This window comes from Chryseoglobus sp. 28M-23 (genome assembly GCF_014789785.1).
Lineage (GTDB): Bacteria > Actinomycetota > Actinomycetes > Actinomycetales > Microbacteriaceae > Microcella > Microcella indica.
Window position 1 is genome coordinate 2226971 of the sequence record NZ_CP061846.1, and the last position, 20587, is coordinate 2247557.

A 20587-nucleotide genomic window follows, 5' to 3' on the forward strand; every position below is an offset into this window, starting at 1 on the left:
GGTCGTCACCCCAGTGCGAGCCGCCTGCCCGCCTCACGGGCCCAGCGCAGGGGATCGGCGAGGGAGGCGGCCGACGACCCGGCGAGCTCGGAGAGCGAGACGGCGGTGTCGAAGCCGACCGGAGGCACGTCGATGAGACCGGCGACGAGCGCGCGGCGCACCCCGCTCGACCGTGCGAGCCGCAGCACCTCGACGGGAGCCTTGCCTCCCGCCGACTGGCCGTCGAAGCGACCCTCGCCCGTGATGACGAGGTCGGCGCTCGCGATCGACGCGGGCAGGCCGATCGTCTCCGCGATCGCCCGCGAGCCGGAGCTCATCGTGGCGCCCCAGGCGAGCATCCCGAAGCCGGTTCCGCCAGCGGCGCCCGCACCAGGGGCGTCGGCACGGGCGCCACCGGGATTCTCCGCGAGCGCGTCCGCGAAGCGCGCCAGTGCGGACTCCGCCGCACGGGCCCGGTCGGCCGTCACCCCCTTCTGCGCGCCGAAGACGGCGACGGCGCCGCGATCGCCGAGGAGCGGATTGTCGACATCGCTCAGCAGGAGGGCCCCTCCGGCGGGCAGAGGAGCGACGGAAGCCCAGTCCACTGCCGCGATGCGCGCGAGCCCCGCATTCCCGAGCGGTACGGCGGCCCCGTGTTCATCGAGCAGGCGAGCACCGAGCGCCGTGAGCGCCCCCGCGCCGCCGTCGCTCGAGGAGCTGCCGCCGAGCGCGAGCAGCAGACGGTCGACGCCGTGGTCGAGCGCGGCGCGGATCGCCTGCCCGAAGCCGAGAGTGTGCGCGGTGTCGGGCGCGAGCTCGTCGAGCAACTCGATTCCCGAGCAGAGCGCGAGCTCGACAAGGCCCGTGCTCGTGCCGTCGGGCGCCTCGAGCAGCAGCCACTCGGCCGGCACCCGCCGGCCGTGCGGGCCCGTGACGGTGACCGGCATGCGCGTCGAGCGCGGGGTCGCCTCGGAGACCGCGTCGAGCGTCCCCTCACCGCCGTCGGCCATGGGTGCGAGAACCAGGTCGTCGGTGGGCCGCACACTGCTCCAGCCCTCGGCGAGCGCCGCCGCCACGGCCGCCGCGGAGGCAGAGCCCTTGAAAGAGTCGGGGGCGACGACGACGCGCACTACAGACCCCAGGCAGCGAGCTGCGCGTTGCGGAACACCCCGCGCGGGTCCCAGCGCTCGCGTAGCTCGGCGACGTCGGCCCAGCGCGGGTACAGCCCGGCGAGCGCCGCCGGGTCGGCGGTGAACACTTTGCCCCAGTGCGGTCGGGCGTCGAACGGTGCGAGCGCGGCCTCGATCACCCGCACGAGCGCGCGCACCGCCTGGATCGCCTCCACCGCGCGGTCGCGCGGCACGAAGAACTCCGACTGCAGCTCCTCGCCGTGCGAGGGCGTGAACTCGGCGCGGAAGTGCGGCAGGCGCTCGAACCACGGGCCGGCCGCGCCGGTCTGGTCTGTGCAGTTCTCGGCGGGACCATCGGGGAGGGGATGCCCGGCCTCGCCCGCCCGGTGCGCTCCGGACAACGGGGCCGGGGCGGTCTCCCCCCGCGTCTTGCGCCACACCTGGTCGATGCGCTCGGGGTCGGCCCACCGGGTGAACAGGCTCACGCTGTCGGCGGAGCCCATGACCGCCTCGAGGTCGTCGAGCGCAGCATCCCAGGCCAGTCCCCGGTCGACGACCTGGGTCGTGCGGTAGCTCGGCTCGACGGAGAGCTCCACCCGCGTGACGACCCCGAGCGCACCGAGAGCGACGACCGCGCCAGCGAGGTCGTCGTCCCCGCAGTGCACGGTGACGAGCTCGCCGTCGGCACGCAGGATGTCGAGAGCCACGACGGCGTCGGAGAGCGACCCCGCGGCGTCACCCGAGCCGTGCGTTCCCGTCGCGATCGCGCCGGCCACGGTGATGTGCGGCAGCGACGCCATGGCCCCGAGAGCCCAGCCGGCCGCGTCTAGCTGGCGCGCGGCTTCGGCGTACCGCAAGCCCGCGGGAACAGATGCCGTGCCTCGCTCCGCGTGCACGGTCACGGCCCCGGGAATCGCCTCGACGGAGACCAGGAGGTCGTCGCTGTCGGCGAGCGCCGAGAACGTGTGGCGCGAGCCGACGGCACGCACGGCGCGAGCCGCACCCACCAGCTCGATGAGCGCGTCAAGCGTCGTCGGTGCGGCGAATCGCGGCGCGCGGAAGATCACGTTGCCGGCCCAGTTGCGACCGGCGGCAGAAGGGGCGCTCACCCCTCGACCCTACGCGGGCTGACGCTCCTCGAGGCCCCAGGGCTGGCCGTATCCGCCCTCGCTCTCGGGCGCGGCCATGAGGTCGAGGAAGGGCTGCGCGTCGAAGGCCTCGGGGCCGAGCACGCCCGCGCCGCTCCACGCCCCGCTGGCGAGCAGCTCGAGCGCGACGACGGGGTTGAGGGCCGTCTGCCAGACGACGCACTGCGCCTCGTACTCGGCCATCGTCCAATCGTTGTCGCTCACGTGGTAGAGGTACACCTCGCGCGGCTGGCCGTCCTTGCCGGTGCCCGTGACCCACATGCCGGCGCAGGTCTTGCCGGTCATGCGCGGCCCGAGAGTCGCGGGGTCGGGCAGGCCGGCGGCGACGACGTCGCGCGGGCTCACCTCGACCGGGCCGGATGCACTGCGCACGCGAACCGGCGCGGTCCTGTCGAGCCCCAGCTGGTTGAGGGTCTTCAGGATGCCGATGAACTCGTCACCGAGCGCGTACTTGAAGGTCACGCGCTGGGCGTCGAGCCAGCGCGGCATGAGCAGCACCTCTTCGTGCTCGACGTTGACGCACTCGACGGGGCCGATGCCCTCGGGGAAGTTGAAGACCTCGGGCTCGCTGAAGGGCGGCGTCGTGTACCAGCCGCGCTCCTTCTCCCACACGACGGGCGGGTTGAGGCACTCCTCGATCGTCGTCCAGATGGAGAACGACGGGGCGAAGATCTCGTTGCCCTCGTCGTCGCGCACGACGAGGTTGGCACCGTCGCGCGTGCCGAGCTCGTCGACCTCGCTGAAGAGGTGGTCGACGGCGTAGCGCGCGAACACGTCGCTCAGCCCGGGCTCGACGCCCATGCCGACGAGGGCGAGACGGCCGGCGCTCTCCCACTCCTCGGCGACCGCGAACTGCTCGTCACCGAGCTTGACGCCCGTCTTCGCGTAGGGCTCCTCGGGGTGGGGCTGCGACAGGCTCATCGCCATGTCCATGTAGTCCGCGCCCGCGGCCTTCGCGCCCTCGAAGATCGGCATGACGAACTTCGGCTCGACGGCGTTCATGACGTGGGTCGCACCCTGCTCGCGCGCGACCTTCTCGACGACGGCCGGGTCGGATGCGTCGATCTGCGCGGCGACGAATCGGTCGCCCTGCGGGCCGTGCTTCGCCTCGATCCAGGCGATCGTGCGCTCGGCGCGCGTCACGTCGTAGTCGCTCACGATCATGGTCTCGAAGAACGAGCGGCGGGCTGCGATCTTCGCGATCGCGTCTCCGACGCCTCCGGCGCCGACAAGCAGGATTCTCATGACCTCATGTTATCCATGTGGACAATTCAGCGCTAGACGGATGCCCTGCTCATCCCGAGCGGACGCGGCGCGGTCGCGGCTCCCGCGCGAGAGCGCGAGCGAACGGCACCCACACGACGACGGCGACCCCCGCGCCGAGCAGCGCGCCGCCAATCGTGTCGGTGAGCCAGTGCACCCCCAGGTAGGTGCGGCTCAGTGCCATCGCGACGATGTACAGGGCCCCGAGCATCCAGACCCATCGACGACCGCGATCGAGCGCGAGGATGAGACCGAGCGCGATCGCGATCGTCGCCGCGTTCGCGACATGGCCGGACGGAAAAGAGCCCTCGTCGCTCACCACGAGCATGAGCTCGGGCCTCGCCCGACCGAACGCCGCCTTGAGCACCTGCACGAGCCCCGCGCTGAGCACGGAGGCGAGCAGGAAGACCGCGGCGCCGAGCGGCCTGCGCGCAAGCACGAGCGCCCCCGCGATGAGGAGAGGAACGACGATCACGGCGACGAAGCCGCCGCCGAGCCAGTCCATGAAGAGCGCGGGAACATCCCACCACGGCCTGCGACCCTCGAGCAGCTCCTCCATCCACTCGGCATCGAGTTCGATCGGGCTCTCGCGCAGAGCGACGAGAATGCCCAGAAGCCCGGCGATGCCGACCGCGACACCGCCGCTGATGAGCGGCCAGTGGCCGGCGATCGTGCGCCGGTTCTCGAGAGACATAGGGGGCAGGCTACCGAGTCGCGCTGACCTCGCCTCAGAGAAGGGTCCGCGACTCAGAGGTTCGTCAGCGGCTGAGTGCCGGCACGGTGCGCGGTCGCACGATGAACCACAGGCTTGCCATGGCGACGGCGGCCGTGATCGCCATGACGGTGCCCATCGGCACGGCGTCGGCGATGCCGAAGAGCCCGACGATGGGCGAGATGATGCCGGCGAGCCCGAAGTTCATGGCGCCGAGCACCGAGGCCGCCGTGCCCGCCTCCTTTCCGTGGTTGGTGAGCGCCAGCACCTGCACGCACGGGAAACCGAATCCGCAGGCGGTGATGAAGAGCCAGAGGGGGATGACCGTGCCGAGCAGACCCGCCCCCGCGAGCTCGAGCACGACGATCGCGATGGCGCTGCCCAGCAGCACCGCGGTCGACCCGGCGAGAATCCACGCGGGACCGAAACACTTCGCGAGGCGCGAGCTCACCTGCACTCCGATGACAACGCCGATGGAGTTGGCGGCGAAGAGCAGGCCGTAGCCCTGCGGGTCGAGCCCGTAGACATCCTGGAAGAGGAAGGACGACGCCGAGAGGTAGGCGAAGAGGCCGGCGAAGGTCATGCCGCCGATGATCGCGACACCCACGAAGATGCGGTCGGTGAAGAGCGAGCGGTAGCGCTCTCCGAGAGTGGAGTGGCCCTTCTCCACGCGCCGGGCGGGCGGCAGGGTCTCGACGATGAAGAGCGCGGCGAGCACCATGATGATGACGCCGTAGGCGGCGAGCACCCCGAACATGCCGCGCCAGGGCATGACGAGCAGCAGCTGCGAGCCGATCACCGGTGCAGCGATCGGCGCGATGCCCGTGACGAGAGCAAGACGCGAGAGCATCCGCACGAGAGGGTAGCCCCCGAAGAGGTCGCGCACGGTGGCCATCGCGACGACGCCGCCGGCGGCAGCCCCGAAGCCCTGCAGCACGCGGAACGCGAGCAGCCAGGAGATGTCGGGCGAGAAGGCGACGCCGATGCTCGCGAGCACGTGCACGGAGGTCGCGAGGATGAGCGGCAGTCGCCGCCCCACTTTGTCGCTCCACGGGCCCACGAGCAGCTGGCCGAGCGCGAAGCCGAGCGTCGTCGCGGTGAGGGTCAGCTGCACAGCAGCCGTCGACACGTCGAGGTCGCCCTCGATCTGCGGGAAGGCCGGCAGGTACAGGTCGATCGTGAACGGCCCGAGCGCGGTCAGAGCGCCGAGGATGAGGACGTACACGGCCCGCTGGCGCCCGCTGAGCGAGTCGCCCGGGTGGACGACCGTCGTCACTGCGGGATACGGCGCGAGCTGATGAGCTCGCGGTACCAGTGCGCGCTGTCCTTGAGGGTGCGCTGCTGAGTCTCGTAGTCGACGTGCACGATTCCGAACCGCTTGGTGTAGCCGTAGCCCCACTCGAAGTTGTCGAGCAACGACCAGACCTGGTAGCCGCGCAGGTCGACGCCGCGCTGCATCGCGCGATGAGCGGCCGTGAAGTGGCGGCGCAGGTAGTCGATGCGCTCGACGTCGCGCACGCGGCCGTCGACGACCTCGTCGGGGAACGCAGCACCGTTCTCGGTCACCATGAGCGGGAGCCCCGGGAACTGCTCGTGGAGGTCGACGAGGAGATCTTCGAGACCGTCGGGAGCGATGTTCCAGCCCATGTCGGTGTACGGGCCGGCCTGCGGCAGGAACTCGACGTGCTCGCTTCCGGGCCACGGCGACCCGCCCATGTCCTTGTGGCCGTCCGCATTCACGCGCGGCGACACGCCGTCCCACATGCGCACCGTGACGGTCGAGTAGTAGTTGACGCCGAGCACGTCGATGGGCTGCTGGATGAGCGCCGTGTCTCCCGGCTGGACGAAGGCCCAGTCGGTCACGCCCGCGGTGTCCTCGATGAGGTCGGCGGGGTACTCCCCCCGCAGCATGGGGCCCGTGAAGGCGCGGTTCGCGAGCGCGTCGATGCGCCGGATCGCCTCCGCACGCGACTCCTCCGAGCGAGGCTCCTCCTCGCCGCGGACGACATGGAGGTTGAGGGTCGCCGAGTACTGAGGGTCGTTACGCGCGACGTCGCGCAGCGCGACGAGACCGAGGCCGTGCGCGAGGTTGAGATGGTGCACGGCCGTCAGGGCGTCGGCGCCGTTCATGCGCCCGGGCGCGTGCGCACCCGAGCCGTAGCCGAGGTAGGCGCTGCACCAGGGCTCATTGAGCGTCGTCCACATCGAGACGCGGTCGCCGAGCGCCTCCCCCACGTGATGGGCGTAGTCGGCGAAGCGGTAGGCCGTGTCGCGGTTCGTCCAGCCACCCCGATCTTCGAGCGCCTGAGGCAGGTCCCAGTGGTAGAGCGTCGCGATCGGCCGGATGCCCCGCTCGAGCAGCCCGTCGACGAGACGGCCGTAGAACGCGAGCCCCTTCTCATTCGGCGCACCCGTGCCCTCGGCCTGGATGCGCGGCCACGCGATGGAGAAGCGGTACGACTCGAGGCCGAGCTCTGCCATGAGGTCGAGATCGCTCTCGACGCGGTGATAGTGGTCGCAGGCAGAGTCGCCCGTGTCGCCGTTGACGATCTTGCCGGCCGTGTGGCTGAACGTGTCCCAAATCGACGGCCCCCGGCCGTCCTCGTGCGCCGCGCCCTCGATCTGATAGCTCGCCGTCGCCGAGCCGAAGACGAAGTCGGAGGGGAACTCGAGGCCGAAGTCGCGGTAGTCGGGGGAGCCGTCAATCATCGTGCCAGCCTACCGGCGCACGAGAGCGCTCTCGCTTGCTGAGCCCATACGCGACACCGCCCCTCGACCAGCAGCGAATCGAGAGGCGGTGTCGCGGTGCTTGCCGCGAATCAGCGAGAGGCGGCGGTTCCCGCGCGGCGCTTGTTGTAGACGTCAAAGGCGACCGCGAGCAGCAGCACGAGGCCCTTGACGGCCTGCTGCCACTCGATGCCGATGCCCATGATCGACATGCCGTTGTTGAGCACGCCGATGATGAAGCCACCGATGATCGCGCCGCCGACCGTGCCGATACCGCCCTGCACGGCCGCACCGCCGATGAACGCCGCCGAGATGGCCTCGAGCTCGAAGCCGTCGCCGGCCTTCGGCCCGGCGAGGTTGAGGCGCGCCGTGAAGACGAGGCCAGCGAGTGCGGCGAGCAGGCCCATGTTGACGAACAGCCAGAAGTCGACCGAGCGCGTCTTGATGCCCGAGAGCTCGGCCGCACGGCGGTTGCCGCCGATCGCGTAGATGTGGCGGCCAAAGGTCGTGCGGTTAGCGATGACACCGTACGTGAGGACGAGCAGGGCCAGCACGATGAGCGTGATCGGGATGCCCTTGAACACGCTCAGCGCGTAGGCGAAAGCGCCGATGCCGATCGAGAAGAGAGCGATCTTGCCGATGAACCACGGCAGCGGCTCGACAGTCTGCCCGTACTTGATGCGGCCGCTGCGCGTGCGGAACTGCTGCACGATGAGCGCGATGATGGCGATGAGGCCGATTGCCAGCGTCAACGGATCAACGGTCTCGCCAAGGATCTCGACCGGGAAGTTGATGAACCCGTTGCCGAGCGCGCGGTATTCCTCCGGGAAGGATCCGATGTTCGAGTTGCCGAGCGTGATGAGCGCGAGCCCCCGGAAGATGAGCATGCCCGCGAGAGTCACGATGAACGCAGGTATGCCGACGAAGGCGATCCAGAAACCCTGCCACGCGCCGACGAGCGCTCCCACCATGAGGGAGAGGATGATCGCGAGCCACCACGGCAGACCGAGGAAATCGGCGCTGACAAACACCCCCGAGATCGCGCCGATGAAGGCAGCAATGGAGCCCACCGAGAGGTCGATGTGGCCGGCGACGATGACGAGCACCATGCCGATCGCGAGGATCAGGATGTACCCGTTCTGCACGATGAGGTTGGAGATGTTCTGCGGACGCAGCAGAATGCCGTCGGTCGTGATGGAGAACAGCACGACCACCGCAATAAGAGCGAGAAAGATTCCGTTCTTACCGAGGTCGGCGATGATGTGCTTGGCATTGCTGCTGAGGCGGCTGGAGCCCCTGCCCTCAGGGGTCGTGGGCTTCTGGGTGGCGGTGTCAGTCATTATCGCTGCTTCTCCAGGGTCATGAGCTTGAGCAGAGCTTCGGGGGTGGCGTCGGCCACGGGCATCTCACCCGTGATCCGACCTTCGGACAGTGCATAGATGCGATCGCAAATGCCGAGCAGCTCGGGCAGCTCGGAAGAGATCACCACGATCGCTTTGCCTTCGGCAGCGAGGCGATTGATGATCGTGTAGATCTCGTACTTGGCGCCGACGTCGATGCCGCGCGTCGGTTCATCGAGAATGAGCACCTCGGGGTCAGAGTAGATCCACTTCGACAGCACGACCTTCTGCTGGTTGCCGCCCGAGAGCTGGCCCGTCGCGTTCAGCACGCTCGGCGCCTTGATGTTCATCGAGTCCTTGTACTCGTTCGCGACCTTGTACTCCTCGTTGTCGTTCACGAGCCCGAGAGACACGAGCTTGTCGAGAGACGCCATGGAGATGTTGCGCTTGATGTCTTCGATGAGGTTGAGGCCGAAGGTCTTGCGATCCTCTGTCGCATAAGCGATGCCGTTCTTGATCGCCTCCGAGACCGTGCGGGTCTTGATCTCCGCCCCGCGCTTGAAGACCTTTCCGCTGATGCGGCTGCCGTAGCTGTGACCGAAGAGGCTCATGGCGAACTCGGTTCGCCCCGCCCCCATAAGGCCTGCGATGCCCACGATCTCGCCCGCGCGAGCGGTAATGCTCACCTTGTCGACGATGACGCGACTCGGATCCTGGGGATGGTGCGCCGTCCAGTCCTCGACCCTCAGGATCTCCTCGCCGATGTGCGGAGTGTGATCCGGGTAGCGGTGCTCCAGATCGCGCCCGACCATGCCCTTGATAATGCGGTCTTCGGAAACCTCGTCGCGGCGGATCGTCTCGATCGTCTTGCCGTCGCGAATCACGGTCACCGAGTCGGCGATCTTCTTGATCTCGTTGAGCTTGTGGCTGATGATGATCGACGTGATGCCCTGCCCCTTGAGGTGCAGGATGAGGTCGAGAAGGTGATCGCTGTCGGCGTCGTTGAGCGCCGCGGTGGGCTCGTCGAGGATGAGCAGCTTGACCCTTTTGGAAAGGGCCTTGGCGATTTCGACGAGTTGCTGCTTGCCCACCCCGATGTTCATGATCTTCTGGGCGGGGTCGTCATTGAGCCCCACTCTGGCGAGAAGCTTCTTCGCTTCGTCGGTGGTCTTGTCCCAGTCGATGAGACCGAAACGACCCTTGATCTCGTTGTTGAGGAAGATGTTCTCGGCGATCGACAGGTAGCGGCTGAGCGCGAGCTCCTGGTGGATGATGACGATGCCCTCGGCTTCACTCTCGCGAATGTCGCCGAACTTCATCGTGCGGCCCTCGAACACGATCTCACCGTCGTAGCTGCCGTGCGGGTACACGCCCGAGAGCACTTTCATGAGCGTCGACTTGCCGGCGCCGTTCTCGCCGCAGATGGCGTGGACCTCACCCGGGGCGACCTCGAGGGTCACGTCGGAGAGCGCCTTCACGCCCGGGAATGTCTTCGTGATGGAGCGCATCTCGAGGATGTTCTGGGTCACGTCGGTGCCCCTCCTTGCGTCGTTGGTGGATGAGGCCGGTGGTGGGGAGCCTAGTTGAGCTCCCCACCACCGACCAGAGGTGATGCTGTGTCGCTGGAGTGTCAGCCTGACTTAGAGGCCGATCTCCTCAGCGGTCCAGTAGCCGGTGTCGACGAGAGCCGACTCGACGTTGTCCGCCACGACGGGCACGGGGCCCAGGAGGAACGACGGCACGACGAAGACGCCGTTGTCGTAGGTCTCCGTGTCGTTGATCTGCGGCTCGCCGCCCTCGAGGAGCGCCTGCGCCATGCCGGCCGCAACCTTGGCGAGCTCACGCGTGTCCTTGAAGATCGTCGCGTACTGCTCGCCGGAGAGGATCGCACGCACGGAGTCGATCTCAGCGTCCTGACCCGAGATGACCGGGAAGTCGACACCCACGGCGTAGCCGGCATCGGTGAGGGCCGAGATGATGCCACGGCTCAGACCGTCGTAGGGAGACAGGACAGCGTCGACCTTCGTGCCGTCGGAGTAGTTCGCCGTCAGGAGGTCCTCCATGCGGCTCTGGGCGACTTCGCCGTCCCAGCGCAGCGTGGCGGCCTGCTCGATGTCGGTCTGACCCGACTTGACGACGAGCGTGCCGTCATCGATCAGCGGCTGGAGAACATCCATGGCGCCGTTGAAGAAGAAGAACGCGTTGTTGTCGTCGAGCGAGCCCGCGAACAGCTCGATGTTGAACGGACCCTCGGGTGCGTCGTCGAGAGCGTTGCCCTCGAGGTCGGTGAGGCCGAGACCGTTGAGCACCGTCCACGCCTGCTGCTGACCGACGAGGAAGTTGTCGAAGGTCGCGTAGTAGTTGACGTTCTCCGAGTCGCGGATGAGGCGGTCGTAGGCGATGACGGGGATGTCATTGTCAGCGGCCGACTGCAGAACCGAGGTGAGCGTGGTGCCGTCGATCGACGCGATGATGAGCGCCTCGGCGCCACGCGTGATCATGTTCTCGATCTGCGAGACCTGGGTGGGGATGTCGTCCTCCGCGAACTGGAGGTCGACCTCGAAGCCGGCCGCCTCGAGCTCGGCCTGCACGGCCGCGCCGTCCGCGATCCAGCGCTCCGAGGAGCGCGTGGGCATCGCGACGCCGATGAGGCCGCCTTCGCCGTCGCCGCCGTTTCCGCTGTCGCCGGCGTCAGCCGAGCATGCCGCGAGGCCGACGACCATGGCGCCTGCAGCCACGAAGGAGAGAAGAGCTTTCTTCTTCACTGTGTGTCCTTTCATAAGGGGATGTGGTGGTGCTGTGATCCTGCGCCTCAGCGACGAGGGCCGGATCGTCTCCCGGAACGGATCCCGGGATGTTCAGGGGTGACGGGCACGGGGCTCAGAGTCCCTGCGCGAGTCGGTAGTAGGCGGCGTTCCAGCGCACGTCGCGCTGGAACCCCTCGAGCGTGGTGCTCTCGTCGATGACGAGCAGCTCGACGCCGGCCATCTGCGCGAAGTCCCGGAAGACCTCGACGCCGACCTGGGTGGTCATGACCGTGTGGTGGGCAGCCCCCGCCGTCAGCCAGGAGGCTGCCGAGGTGGCGAAGTCGGGCGCCGGCTTCCAGACGGCATGCCCGACGGGCAGGTGGGGCATCGGCTGCGGGAGTGCGACGTTCTCGACGACGTTCGCGACGAGCCGGAACCGATCGCGCATGTCGCTGAGCGCCACGACGACCGCGGGCCCGGCGTCGGCCGTGAAGACGAGGCGAACCGGGTCCTCCTTGCCTCCGATGCCGAGCGGGTGTACCTCGAGTCGCGCGCGCTCGGTGGTGAGCGAGGGGCTCACCTCGAGCATGTGGGCGCCGAGGATGAGCTCATTGCCGGGAGTGAGGTCGTAGGTGTAGTCCTCCATGAGGCTCGCACCGCCGGGGAGGCCCGCCCCCATCACGGCGGCGGCCCGCACGAGCACGGCGGTCTTCCAGTCGCCCTCGGCGCCGAAGCCGTAGCCGTCGGCCATGAGTCGCTGCACGGCGAGGCCGGGCAGCTGGCGCAGGTCGGCGAGGTCCTCGAAGGAGGTGGTGAAGGCGCTGAAGCCTCCGTCTTCGAGGAACCCGCGCAGACCGACCTCGATCGCCGCGCCGTAGCGCAGCGAGTCGTGCCGGTTGCCTCCGGGGCGCAGGTCGGGCGCCACGTCGTAGAGGTCGAGGTACTCGGCGACGAGCGCGTCGATGTCGGCGTCGCTCGCGGCGTGCACTGCATCGGCGAGCTCGGTCACGCCCCACGTGTTGACCTGCACGCCGAAGCGCAGCTCGGCTTCGGTCTTGTCGCCCTCCGTCACGGCGACGAATCGCATGTTGTCGCCGAAGCGAGCGAGCTTGAGCTCGTGCGTGGCGTGCCAGCCTGCCGCCGCGCGCGCCCACACACCGATGCGGTCGGTGACGGCCGGGTTCGACACGTGGCCGACGACGGTCGTGCGCGCGACACCGAGACGCGACTGGATGTAGCCGAACTCGCGGTCGCCGTGCGCCGCCTGGTTCAGGTTCATGAAGTCCATGTCGATCGTCGCGTAGGGCAGCGCGGCGTCGGCCTGAGTGTGCAGGTGCAGGAGGGGCTTGCGCAGGGCGTCGAGCCCGGCGATCCACATCTTGGCCGGGCTGAAGGTGTGCATCCAGGCGATGACGCCGATGACGTTGTCGGCCGCGTTCGCCTCGAGCATGACGCTCTTGATGCTCGCGGAGTCCACGAGGGTCGGCTTCCAGACGACGGTCACCGGGATGCTCGTGGCCGACTGCAGACCGGCGACGACCGCCTGGGACTGCTCGGCGACCTGGCGCAGGGTCTCGTCGCCGTACAGGTTCTGGCTGCCGGTGAGGAACCAGACCTCGTACGTGCTGAGGTCGGGAACGATGCTGCGAGTCACGGTTGTCCTTGTCATGGGTCAGAGCACCTCGATGGCGCGCCGGTGAACGTCGAGGCCGGCCTCGTAGTGCGTCAGGTAGGCGGCGAAGCCCGCGACGTCGTCCTGGTCGGCGGCGACGGGCTGGGAGTCGGCTGCGGCGAAGACCTCGTCGTCGAGGAACGCGGCGAGGTCGCCACCGCCGCGCGCGGTGAAGGCGGCGAGCACGGCGACGCCCCAAGCGCCGCCCTCGGAGGCGCTCTCGGCGACGCCGACGGGTGCGTCGAGCGCGGCGGCGAGGAAGCGCTGGGCAACGCCGGCCGTGCGGAACATGCCGCCGTGGGCGTACATGCGGTCGATCTCGACGCCCTCGTCGCGCAGCACGCGCATGCCGAGGCTCAGCGTCGCGAAGACGCCGTAGAGGTGCGCGCGCATGACGTTCGCGAGCGTCACACGGCTGTCGGGGGTGCGCACGATGAGCGGGCGGCCCTCGCTCAGGTGCGCGACCGGCTCGCCCGCGACCTGGTTGTAGGCGAGGATGCCGCCGGCGTCGGTCTCGCCGTCGAGCGCCTCCGCGAATAGGAGGCTGTAGGCCTCGTCGGCGCTGATCGGGGCCCCGGCGATCTCGGCGAAGCGGCGGTAGGTGCCGACCCACGCGGCGAGCTCGCTCGCGCCGTTGTTGCAGTGCACCATCGCGACCGGCGCACCGGCGGGCGTCGCCACGATGTCGAGCTCAGGGTGCACACGGGCGAGGGGTCGGTCGAGGACGACCATCGCGAAGATGCTCGTGCCGGCGCTCACGTTGCCCGTGCGCGGTGCGACCGCGTTCGTCGCGACCATGCCGGTACCGGCATCTCCCTCGGGCGGGCACAGCGCGACGCCCGGCTGCAGGGCGCCGGTCGGGTCGAGCAGGGCTGCCCCCTGCGCGGTGAGGCGGCCGGCCTCGTGGCCAGCGGGCAGCACGGCCGGGAGCATCCCGCTGATCGAACCCGCGAGAGCGGACCCTGCCACGGCCGCGTCGTAGCGCGCGACGAGCTCGGGGTCGTAGCCGGCTCCCTCGGCGTCGAGAGGGAACATGCCAGAGGCGTCACCGACGCCGAGCACGCGCTCGCCCGTGAGGCGCTCGTGTACGTAGCCGGCCAGCGTCGTGAGGTGGTGGACGCGCCCGACGTGCGCCTCGCCATCCAGCACCGCCTGGTGGAGGTGCGCGATCGACCAGCGCTGCGGAATGGCCACCCCGAAGAGCTCGGTGAGCTCGGCGGCGGCGGCGCCTGTGCTCGTGTTGCGCCACGTGCGGAAGGGGACGAGCAGCTCGCCGGCCTCGTCGAAGGCGAGGTAGCCGTGCATCATCGCCGAGACGCCGAGGGCGGCGAACGCGGTCGGGGCGACCCCGTGACGCGACTGCGCATCGGCGACGAGCGCGGCGTAGGCGCTCTGCAGGCCGGACTCGACGGACTCGAGCGAGTAGGTCCACACGCCGTCGACGAGCTGGTTCTCCCACTCGTGCGATCCGGTCGCGATCACGGCATTCGGGTCGTCGCCGACGAGGCAGGCCTTGATGCGGGTCGAGCCGAGCTCGATGCCGAGCACGGCGCGCCCCTCGGCGATCGCGGAGGCGGCGGTCATCGGCTCGTGCCTCTCGGCTCACCGGTCTGCCCGTAGACGTTCTGGTAGCGATCGAAGAGCGCGTCGACCGCGGCGGGCTCGATCGGCAGGGGGTCGCCGAGCTGGCGAGCAATGTGCACCGTGCGCGCAACATCCTCGAGCATCACGGCCGCCTTGACGGCGTCGCGAGCGTCCTTGCCGATCGTGAACGGCCCGTGGTTGCGCATGAGCACGCCGCGCGAGCGGTGCCCCTGCAGGGTCTCCACGATGCCTCGCCCGATCGAGTCGTCGCCGATGATCGCGAACGGGCCGACGGGAATCTCGCCGCCGAACTCGTCGGCCATGGCCGTGATGACGCAGGGGATGGCTTCCCCGCGCGCGGCCCACGCGGTCGCGTAGGTCGAGTGGGTGTGCACGACGCCGCCGACCTCGGGCATGGAGCGGTAGACGCAGGCGTGAGCGGCGGTGTCGCTCGAGGGGCTGCGGTCGCTGCCGGGGGTGTCGGGCACGACCTCGCCGTCGAGGGTGCACAGGATCATGTTCGCGGGGTCGAGGTCGTCGTAGGAGACGCCGCTCGGCTTGATGACGAAGAGATCGGCACCGGGAACGCGCCCGCTCACGTTGCCGCCCGTCCACACGACGAGGTTGTACCGCACGAGCTCGGCGTGGAGCGCCGCGACGTCATCGCGCACGCGCGCGATGGCGACCTGCACCTCGGGGCTCAGGGCGTCGGTACTCATGGGACTCCATCGTCGCTGCGGCGACGGATGCCCGACGCCGGGGTGGAACGGGTGACAGGGTGCGGGAAGAACCTGCTCGGTGACGAACAGCGTGTGACCGTTCACATGATGCCTCTGCACTCTAGCGACGAAACGGTCACATCTGTCAAGCGCGAACCAGACGAAACGGTCACAACTTCATAACGGCAGCCCGCGCAGCACGCGGCCCCGCGGCCCCGCGGAGCGCCCCGCCCCCCGCACTTGTGCCAGATCTGGCGCGAAACGTGTGTTCCCGCATCGGTGAGCGCCACATCGCGCCAGATCTGGCCCACGTCGTGTCGCGCGGGGGCGTCAGGGGTGCGGCGCCGTGGACTCCCGGATGACGAGCTCGGGCTGCACGGGCTCGTGACTCAGGCCGGTCTCGCCGCGCAGCTCTCCGAGCAGCAGCTCGATCACCCGCCGCCCGATCTCGGCGAAGTTCTGCCGCACGGTCGTGAGCGGCGGCGAGAAGTGCGCCGCCTCCGGAATGTCGTCGAAGCCGACGACCGAGATGTCGCCGGGCACGTCGAGCCCCAGCTCGCGGCACGCGTGCATGAGGCCGAGCGCCATCTGGTCGTTGCCCGCGAAGACCGCGGAGAAGTCGCGGAACCTCAGCAGCTCGAGCCCCGCGTAGTAGCCGAACGACGCCGTCCAGTCCCCCAGGATCGGAGCGCGCGTGCGCAGATCGGCATCGGAGAGCTCGCGCAGGAATCCCTGCATGCGCGCCTCCGCCTCGATCCAGTCCTGCGGCCCGGAGATGTGCATGATCTCGGTGTGGCCGAGATCGATGAGGTGCCGGGTCGCGCGACGCGCGCCCGTGATCTGGTCGACCCAGAGCGAGTGCGAGGTGCCGAGCCCGGTCGCCTCGAGGGTGACGTACGGCACGTCCACATGCAGATCGTTGATCGCCTCGAACACGCGCACCTGCGGGGCGATGACGATGAGCGCCTCGACCGATTGGCTCATGAGGTAGTCGAGCGCCGACTTGATCGACGTGGAGTCGCTCGACGAGATGTTGGTGATCGACAGACGGTACCCGGCTTCGCGCGCCGCCGTCTCGATCGCGTGGAGGCTCGTGGCCGGACCGTAGTGCACCGTCTGGGCTCCCAGCACCCCGATCGTGCGCGAGCGGCTCGTCACGAGAGCGCGCGCAGCCTGATTGGGCCGGTACCCGAGCTCGGCGATCGCGGCGCGCACGCGCTGCAGGGTCTCGGGCCGGATGCTCGGGCTGTCGTTGAGCACCCGGGAGACGGTCTGGTACGAGACGCCCGCCACCCGCGCCACATCGCGGATGTTCGGAGCGCGCACGCGCTCCGGCTCCGCGGGCCGATCAGTCTCGGTGGTCATCAGCGTCCGTTCGAGCGGGGGATGTGTACGGTCACACGCGTTCGGCCCCATTATGCCGGTCGTCGCGTGCCCACCCGACAGGACGAGGCGCCGGATGCTCCGCTACAGCCGCGCGAGGGCCTGCAGCACGTCGGCCACGAGGTCGTCGGCCTCCTCGATGCCCACCGAGAGGCGCACGATCGAGTCGGGCACCTCGAGCTCGGTACCGCGCACCGACGCATGCGTCATCTCGCTCGGGTAGTTCATGAGCGACTCGACGCCGCCGAGCGACTCCGCCAACTGGAACAGCCGGGTGCCTTCGGCGAAGGCGCGCGCGGCCGCTCCTCCACCGGCGAGCTCGAGCGAGAGCATCCCGCCGAACAGGCGCATCTGCCGCGCGGCGAGAGCGTGGTCGGGGTGCGAGGGCAGGCCCGGGTAGTGCACGCGCGCGACCGCCGCTTGACCCTCGATCGCCTCGGCGATGGCCTGCGCGTTCGCGCTGTGGCGCTCCATGCGTACCGCGAGGGTCTTGATGCCGCGCGAGGTGAGCCACGCGTCCATGGGGCCGGAGACGGCGCCCGCCGCGAACTGCTGGAACTGCACCTTCTGCGCGAGCTCGGGGTCGGAGGTCACGATCGCGCCGCCGAGCACGTCCGAGTGGCCGCCCAGGTACTTCGTCGTCGAGTGCACGACGACATCGGCTCCGAGCGCGAGAGGCTGCTGCAGGTACGGCGTCGCGAACGTGTTGTCGACGACCACGAGGGCTCCAGCAGCATGGCCGATCTCAGCGAGCTGGGCGATGTCGGTCACCGTCATCATGGGGTTGCTCGGCGTCTCGAGCCAGAGCACCCGCGGGCTCAGGTCGGCTAGCGCCGCCCGCACCGCGTCGGGGTCCGACAGCGCCATCGTCGTGAGGCCGATGCCCCAGTCGCCGAAGATGCGCCGCACGAGGCGGTGCGTGCCGCCGTACACGTCGTTGCCCATGAGCACGTGATCACCGGGGCGCAGCACGGCGCGCAGCAGGGCGTCCTCGGCGGCGAGGCCCGAGGCGAAGCTCACGGCGTGGGCGGCGCCCTCGAGCGCGGCGAGCTGCTCCTGCAGGGCATCCCGCGTGGGGTTGCCACCGCGCGCGTACTCGTAGCCGCCGCGCAGTCGGCCGATGCCCTCCTGCACGAACGTCGACGTGAAGTACACGGGCGGAATGATCGCGCCCGTCGTCGGGTCGAAGTCCTGCCCCGCGTGGATGGCGCGCGTGGCGAAGCCGTGGTCGGTGTGGTCGGTCATGGTTCTCCAGACGGTGGGGCGCGAAGAGGGGCGAGGATGCTCGCGGCTCAGCCGGCGAGCGCGGCGAGCAGGTCGTGGCGCGAGAGCAGCCCCACGGGGTTGCCGCCCTCGAGCACGAGAAGGGTGTCGGGCACGCGGCCGCCTGCGCCGCGCGCGGCAAAGCGCTCGGCCGCCGCCTCGAGGGACTCGTGCGCGCCTACGAAGGGCAGGCCGGGCCCCATCGCGGCCGTCACCGGGTCGGACGCCGTGACCTCGCCCGAGGCGAGCGCCTTCAGCAGACCGGAGGCGGAGACCGCACCGAGCACCTCGCCGAGCACGAGCGGCGGCTCCGCCGCGACGACGGGCAGCCCGCCCGCCGACGAATCCAGCGCGGCGATCGCCTCGCCCACGGTGTGCTCGCGACGCACGTGCGCGAGCGGGCGGCGCTGCTCGCCGAGCAGGTCGGCGACGGTCGGCGAGCCCGTGGCCGGAGCGAAGCCGTGGCGGCGCATCCAGCCCTCGTTGAAGATCTTGCCCAGGTAGCCGCGGCCGCCATCGGGGAGGAGGACGACGACGACGTCGTCGGGGCCGAGCTCGCGGGCCACCTCGAGGGCCGCGACGACGGCCATGCCGCACGAGCCGCCGACGAGCAGGCCCTCCTCGCGCGCAAGACGCAGCGTCATGTCGAAGGACTCCTGGTCGCTCACGGCCACGACACGGTCGACGACGCTCGGGTCGTAGGCGCCCGGCCAGAAGTCTTCGCCCACACCTTCCACGAGGTAGGGGCGACCGTCGCCGCCCGAGTAGACGCTGCCGACCGGGTCGGCGCCGACGATCTGCACGCGGCCCCGGGGAGTCTCGTCGCTGATCTCGCGCAGGTAGCGACCCGCGCCCGTGATCGTGCCGCCCGTACCCACGCCCGCCACGAAGTGGGTCACGCGCCCCTCGGTGTCGCGCCAGATCTCGGGGCCCGTCGTCTCGTAGTGCGAGAGCGGGCCGTTGGGGTTCGCGTACTGGTTGGGCTTGAAAGCACCCGGAATCTCGGCGGCGAGCCGATCGCTCACCGAGTAGTACGACTCGGGGTCGTCGGGAGCGACGGCCGTCGGCGTCACGACGATCTCGGCGCCGTAGGCGGTGAGCACATTGCGCTTGTCCTCGCCGACCTTGTCGGGCAGCACGAACACGCACCGATAGCCGCGCTGCTGCGCCACGAGGGCCAGGCCGACGCCCGTGTTGCCGCTCGTCGGCTCGACGATCGTGCCGCCGAGCTTCAGGTGGCCCTCGCGCTCGGCTGCATCGATGATGCGCGTGGCGATGCGGTCTTTCGACGAGCCGCCGGGGTTGAGGTACTCGACCTTGGCGAGCACGGTCGCACTGATGCCCTCCGTCACCCGATTGAGCTTGACGAGGGGCGTGTCGCCGATGAGATCGGTCACGGTCTGCGCGTACTTCATGGTGCGATCACGCTATCAGCGCCGGTGCGCGCGCAGGCAGCTCAGTAGGCGATGGCGCGCGAGCTGAGCGGCAGCACGAGACCGGCGGCCGTGAAGGCGTCGACGACGAGGCGCCGCCTGTTGTCGATCTCGCGCCCGATGTCGCGAGCGAGCTCGGGGCGCGCGGCGACGAGCTCGTCGAGCACCGCGACGGGCACGAGCAGGGCCTCCACCTCGGTGACGGCCTGCACCGAGGCGTTGATGCCCTGGCGGGTCAGGGAGGTGAGGCCCACGAGCTCGTCGCGCTGCAGGTCGGTGACCGGCAGGCGGGCGCCGTCACCGGTCTCGACGATCATGCGCGCGAGCCCCGCCATGATGATCCGGATGCCCTCCGGCACCTCCCCGACATGCTGCAGCTTCTCCCCCTGCGTGTAGCGCTCGGCGCTCACGCGGTCGACGAGGGCGTCGACCTGCTCGACCGAGCAGTGCAGCACCGAGCACGCGCGCAGCAGGTGCTCGCGCCGGCGCGCAGCGGTGTTGTAGTCGTCGAAGTAGTCGCGGTCGAGATGCAGACCCGCGCGCCTGGCCGCGTACCAGAGCACGCGGTGGAACTCGACGGCCGCGTCGTAGTGCAGCCCTGGAGAGGACAGCGGCAGGGTGATCTCGTACTGGGCGGCCCCGAGAGCGGTCGCGCTCGGCGCAGCGCCAGGGGAGAGGTGGGGGAGGTCGGCGGCGACGGTCTCCATGACCGCGATCACACGGTGCGGCGGGTCCTCCGTCGCGAAGGTCACGGTCTCGCAGGCCGAGTACGGCCGCCCTTTGCGCGAGAGGTTGGTGAAGGACGAGCCGGCGAGCTCGGCGTTCGGTACCACCTGCACACCTCGGATGGTGCGGATGTGCACCGAGCGCCAGTTGACCTCCTCCACCTGCCCGCGCACGCCGCCGTGGTCGAGCCAGTCGCCGAGCTGGAACGGCTGCTCGAACAGCAGCAGCAGACCGGAGAGCACCGAGCCCACGGCGTTCTGCAGGGCGAGGCCGATGACGATCGATCCGATGCCGAGCGCCGTGAACAGTCCTCCGACATCGGCGCCCCACACCCACGAGAACAGCAGCGCGAGGGAGACGACGATGAGGAGGAACCTCGTGACGTCGAGGAAGATCGAGGGAAGGCGGTCGCGCCAGCTGCCCTTGCGGGCCGAGACGAACAGGGCGACGTTGAGACCGTTGATGAGCACGACGATGAGCAGGAAGCCGAGAATGGTCGCGACGATGCGGGTCCAGTTCGCGTCGACGTCGACGTCGCTCGTCTGGCTGAGCAGGATGAGCAGGGCGGCGACGGGGGCGACGACGGTGCGCAGGAGGCGCACGATGCGTGCCGCGGGGTGGTCGATCCGCCTCAGGTGCTCGTAGAGCTCGCTGAGCACGAGCAGCACGATCGGCAGGCCGATGATGACGCTCACGGCGGGCCAGAACCAGCTCTGGCTCCACACCTCGGTCATCGCGGGGCCCCGCCTACAGGTCGCACC

At 69.7% G+C, this 20587-nt stretch carries 16 protein-coding genes; all 16 read right to left on the reverse strand.

Annotated elements, in window-relative coordinates:
- Positions 1-5: 5 nt before the first annotated feature.
- A complete protein-coding gene (locus IE160_RS10795; protein ID WP_179872585.1) occupies positions 6-1109 on the reverse strand; it encodes a glycerate kinase in 1104 nt (367 codons plus the stop codon).
- Positions 1109-2218: an FAD-binding protein gene (locus tag IE160_RS10800; RefSeq protein WP_191151076.1), complete on the reverse strand. Its 1110-nt coding sequence runs from the start codon at positions 2216-2218 to the stop codon at positions 1109-1111. Before IE160_RS10800 ends, IE160_RS10795 begins: the two co-directional genes overlap by 1 nt.
- A 9-nt stretch (positions 2219-2227) precedes the next feature.
- The gene (locus IE160_RS10805; protein ID WP_191151077.1) at positions 2228-3502 is read right to left on the reverse strand and encodes a saccharopine dehydrogenase family protein; all 1275 of its coding nucleotides are present in this window, start codon (positions 3500-3502) and stop codon (positions 2228-2230) included.
- Positions 3503-3551: 49 nt separating this feature from the next.
- Positions 3552-4214, reverse strand: coding sequence for a phosphatase PAP2 family protein (locus tag IE160_RS10810; RefSeq protein WP_179872588.1), 663 nt, complete (start codon positions 4212-4214; stop codon positions 3552-3554).
- Between the two features lie 64 nt (positions 4215-4278).
- Positions 4279-5508: a multidrug effflux MFS transporter gene (locus IE160_RS10815; RefSeq protein WP_191151078.1), complete on the reverse strand. Its 1230-nt coding sequence runs from the start codon at positions 5506-5508 to the stop codon at positions 4279-4281.
- The gene (locus IE160_RS10820; protein ID WP_191151079.1) at positions 5505-6941 is read right to left on the reverse strand and encodes a GH1 family beta-glucosidase; all 1437 of its coding nucleotides are present in this window, start codon (positions 6939-6941) and stop codon (positions 5505-5507) included. The genes IE160_RS10815 and IE160_RS10820 overlap by 4 nt, the downstream gene beginning before the upstream one ends.
- A gap of 110 nt (positions 6942-7051) precedes the next feature.
- Positions 7052-8299, reverse strand: a complete 1248-nt coding sequence (gene mmsB, locus IE160_RS10825) for a multiple monosaccharide ABC transporter permease (protein WP_191151080.1) — start codon at positions 8297-8299, stop codon at positions 7052-7054.
- The gene (gene mmsA, locus IE160_RS10830) at positions 8299-9828 is read right to left on the reverse strand and encodes a multiple monosaccharide ABC transporter ATP-binding protein (RefSeq protein ID WP_191151081.1); all 1530 of its coding nucleotides are present in this window, start codon (positions 9826-9828) and stop codon (positions 8299-8301) included. Before mmsA ends, mmsB begins: the two co-directional genes overlap by 1 nt.
- 111 nt (positions 9829-9939) lie before the next feature.
- Positions 9940-11079 carry a multiple monosaccharide ABC transporter substrate-binding protein gene (gene chvE, locus IE160_RS10835; protein WP_502708737.1) on the reverse strand — a complete coding sequence of 380 codons (1140 nt, stop codon included), beginning with the start codon at positions 11077-11079 and terminating at the stop codon, positions 9940-9942.
- Positions 11080-11179: 100 nt separating this feature from the next.
- Positions 11180-12700, reverse strand: coding sequence for an L-arabinose isomerase (araA, locus tag IE160_RS10840; protein ID WP_502708738.1), 1521 nt, complete (start codon positions 12698-12700; stop codon positions 11180-11182).
- A gap of 18 nt (positions 12701-12718) precedes the next feature.
- The gene (locus IE160_RS10845; protein WP_191151083.1) at positions 12719-14302 is read right to left on the reverse strand and encodes a xylulokinase; all 1584 of its coding nucleotides are present in this window, start codon (positions 14300-14302) and stop codon (positions 12719-12721) included.
- A complete protein-coding gene (locus IE160_RS10850; RefSeq protein WP_191151084.1) occupies positions 14299-15021 on the reverse strand; it encodes an L-ribulose-5-phosphate 4-epimerase in 723 nt (240 codons plus the stop codon). The genes IE160_RS10845 and IE160_RS10850 overlap by 4 nt, the downstream gene beginning before the upstream one ends.
- Positions 15022-15351: 330 nt before the next feature.
- The gene (locus tag IE160_RS10855) at positions 15352-16386 is read right to left on the reverse strand and encodes a LacI family DNA-binding transcriptional regulator (RefSeq protein WP_191151085.1); all 1035 of its coding nucleotides are present in this window, start codon (positions 16384-16386) and stop codon (positions 15352-15354) included.
- Between the two features lie 102 nt (positions 16387-16488).
- Positions 16489-17649: a cystathionine gamma-synthase gene (locus tag IE160_RS10860; protein WP_191151086.1), complete on the reverse strand. Its 1161-nt coding sequence runs from the start codon at positions 17647-17649 to the stop codon at positions 16489-16491.
- A gap of 47 nt (positions 17650-17696) precedes the next feature.
- Positions 17697-19082: a cystathionine beta-synthase gene (locus IE160_RS10865; RefSeq protein ID WP_191151087.1), complete on the reverse strand. Its 1386-nt coding sequence runs from the start codon at positions 19080-19082 to the stop codon at positions 17697-17699.
- 41 nt (positions 19083-19123) lie between these two features.
- Entirely contained in the window at positions 19124-20560 is a 1437-nt protein-coding gene (locus IE160_RS10870; protein WP_191151088.1) for a mechanosensitive ion channel family protein, read from the reverse strand.
- Positions 20561-20587: the final 27 nt, after the last annotated feature.

Coding starts and splice junctions, on each gene's coding strand:
- IE160_RS10805 (WP_191151077.1), bottom strand. CDS start 3,502: ATGAGAATCCTGCTTGTCGGCGCCGGAGGCGTCGGAGACGCGATCGCG.
- IE160_RS10810 (WP_179872588.1), bottom strand. CDS start 4,214: ATGTCTCTCGAGAACCGGCGCACGATCGCCGGCCACTGGCCGCTCATC.
- IE160_RS10820 (WP_191151079.1), bottom strand. CDS start 6,941: ATGATTGACGGCTCCCCCGACTACCGCGACTTCGGCCTCGAGTTCCCC.
- mmsB (WP_191151080.1), bottom strand. CDS start 8,299: ATGACTGACACCGCCACCCAGAAGCCCACGACCCCTGAGGGCAGGGGC.
- chvE (WP_502708737.1), bottom strand. CDS start 11,079: ATGAAAGGACACACAGTGAAGAAGAAAGCTCTTCTCTCCTTCGTGGCT.
- IE160_RS10845 (WP_191151083.1), bottom strand. CDS start 14,302: ATGACCGCCGCCTCCGCGATCGCCGAGGGGCGCGCCGTGCTCGGCATC.
- IE160_RS10850 (WP_191151084.1), bottom strand. CDS start 15,021: ATGAGTACCGACGCCCTGAGCCCCGAGGTGCAGGTCGCCATCGCGCGC.
- IE160_RS10855 (WP_191151085.1), bottom strand. CDS start 16,386: ATGACCACCGAGACTGATCGGCCCGCGGAGCCGGAGCGCGTGCGCGCT.
- IE160_RS10860 (WP_191151086.1), bottom strand. CDS start 17,649: ATGACCGACCACACCGACCACGGCTTCGCCACGCGCGCCATCCACGCG.
- IE160_RS10865 (WP_191151087.1), bottom strand. CDS start 19,082: ATGAAGTACGCGCAGACCGTGACCGATCTCATCGGCGACACGCCCCTC.
- IE160_RS10870 (WP_191151088.1), bottom strand. CDS start 20,560: ATGACCGAGGTGTGGAGCCAGAGCTGGTTCTGGCCCGCCGTGAGCGTC.